This window comes from Mesorhizobium sp. WSM4836, assembly GCF_055811815.1.
On the sequence record NZ_JBVVQF010000068.1, the window covers coordinates 1 to 2,075 of the forward strand.

General features: G+C 61.0%; 1 protein-coding gene and 1 pseudogene. One reads left to right on the plus strand and one right to left on the minus strand.

Annotated elements, in window-relative coordinates; translation table 11 throughout:
- Window positions 1–382: 382 nt before the first annotated feature.
- A complete protein-coding gene (locus AC0L2P_RS32065) occupies window positions 383–1,420 on the minus strand; it encodes an IS110 family RNA-guided transposase (RefSeq protein WP_473507226.1) in 1,038 nt (345 codons plus the stop codon).
- Between the two features lie 91 nt (window positions 1,421–1,511).
- On the opposite strand from AC0L2P_RS32065, the pseudogene AC0L2P_RS32070 reads away from it, so the two are divergent.
- Window positions 1,512–2,075: pseudogene (locus AC0L2P_RS32070) on the plus strand (DDE-type integrase/transposase/recombinase); the annotation flags it as partial.

A 2,075-nucleotide genomic window follows, 5' to 3' on the forward strand; every position in this document is an offset into this window, starting at 1 on the left:
CTAGATGTTTGATCCCAGGCTTTGATGGGGCATCCTTGTCCTCCGAATCAAGGGATGCGCTATGGGCCAGGTTCTTCATGGGAACGCCACGACGACAGAGGCGGTCCGTCGAGCGATACAGCATAGTCATGTCTGGACGGCGCCCGCCGATCAAGGGTTTGTTTTCGGCAATGGGACGTTCGCGGGTGCGGTCATGTCTCCGGCCTGTTGTTGCAGTACTGTGACCGCTGGCCCTGATGGTGTCCGCTGATCCTTTGGCCTGATCAAGAGAACGAGCTCGAAGCTCCGACTACGTTGCAGGCTTTCGGGATATGTCCTCGTCTGTTCCCATCACGTCATTGTCACCCTCGATTCTGGACCGCAGCCTTAGCCGTTTTTTCCGTTACGCCGTAGCGGCATAGCGTGCGTCATCACGCATGAGCGCGAAGGCGATCCGGGCGAGCTTGTTGGCGATCGCCACGGCGACAAGCTTGAACGGCTTGGTCTCCATCAGGCGATCGGCCCAGCTTCTCAACGCATCGCTGCAACGTTTGCGATGGAAGAGGACCGCGTGAGCGCCGACAACGAGCAGCTTGCGCAGATATCGGTTTCCCATCTTGGAAACTCGCCCCAGCCGCTCCTTGCCGCCTGATGAACTTTGCCGGGGCGTTAGCCCGAGGAAGGCCGCGAACTCACGCGGGCCCGAGAAGGCGGAGATATCCTGGATACTTGCGGCAAGCGCAGAGGCGGTGACGGGACCGATGCCGGGAACGCTCATCAGACGGCGCGCGGTCTCATCGGCTCTGGCGAGAGCCAGAATGGCCTGATCGCTTTGTCCGATCTCATGATCGAGTTCGTTCAGCCGACGCACGACAGGCAACAGCGCCGAGCGTACGATCGCCGGGATCATGTCGTTGCTTTCCATGATGAGAACCGCCAGAGCACGAGCATTGTTCGGTCCCTGCGCGGCGATGATCCCGATCTCGGACAGATGGCTGCGCAGGGCATTGAGCAGTTGCGTACGCTGTGCCACCAAAAGTTCGCGCACCTTATGATGCATGAGCGCAGCCTGGTTCTCGACCGATCGCACCGGCACAAAGCGCATGGAGGGCCGCGTCACCGCCTCGCAGATGGCCGCTGCATCAGCGGCGTCGTTCTTCTGGCGACGCACATAGGCCTTCACATACGCTGGCGGCATCAGCCGCACGTCATGGCCAAGACTTGCCAGTTCGCGAGCCCAATGATGAGCCGAGCCGCATGCTTCCATGCCGATCAGGCACGACGGTAGACGCTCGAAGAATGCCAGCACATCTTTGCGCCGCAGCGCACGAGACATGACGACACGGCCGGCAGCGTCGACAGCGTGGACCTGGAAGACATGCTTGGCCAGATCGAGGCCGACGGTGGCTACAGCATTGAGTTCGATGTCAGTCTTTTCCATGGACGGTGCTCCTTCAGATGAGTGCTCGACAGCAGCCATCTTGGCACGCCTCTCACGAGGATGATGCCGTTGCGGGCGCCGTCCACCCCATCAAGAGAGCCTGAGGGGCCTCGCCAAACGCTACGGAATCAACCAGAAGACCGTCGCCAAATGGCGAGAGCGGACCTCGGTGGCCGATCTGCCGACCGGTCCGAGAGAGCCGAGATCGACTGTGCTCTCTCTCGAGGAGGAAGCCGTCATCGTTGCCTTCCGGCGCTACACTCTGTTGCCGCTCGATGACTGCCTCTATGCCTTACAACCGACGCTCCCACACCTCACGCGCTCGTCACTGCACCGCTGCCTGCAGCGCCACGGCATCAGCCGCCTGCCGGACGTAGAAGGCGACAAGCCGGCGAAGAAGAAATTCAAGAGCTACCCGATTGGCTACTTCCACATCGACATCGCCGAGGTGCGCACCGAACAGGGCAAGCTGAACATGTTCGTCGCCATCGATTGCACCTCGAAGTTCGCCTTCGTCGAACTGCACGAGAAGGCCACCACCGCCGTCTCTAAAGAGTTTCTGCTCCGGCTGATCGCCGCAGTCCCCTACAAGATCCACACTGTACTCACCGACAACGGCATCCAGTTCACCACGCCCGGCGCCGGTGGCTCGGCC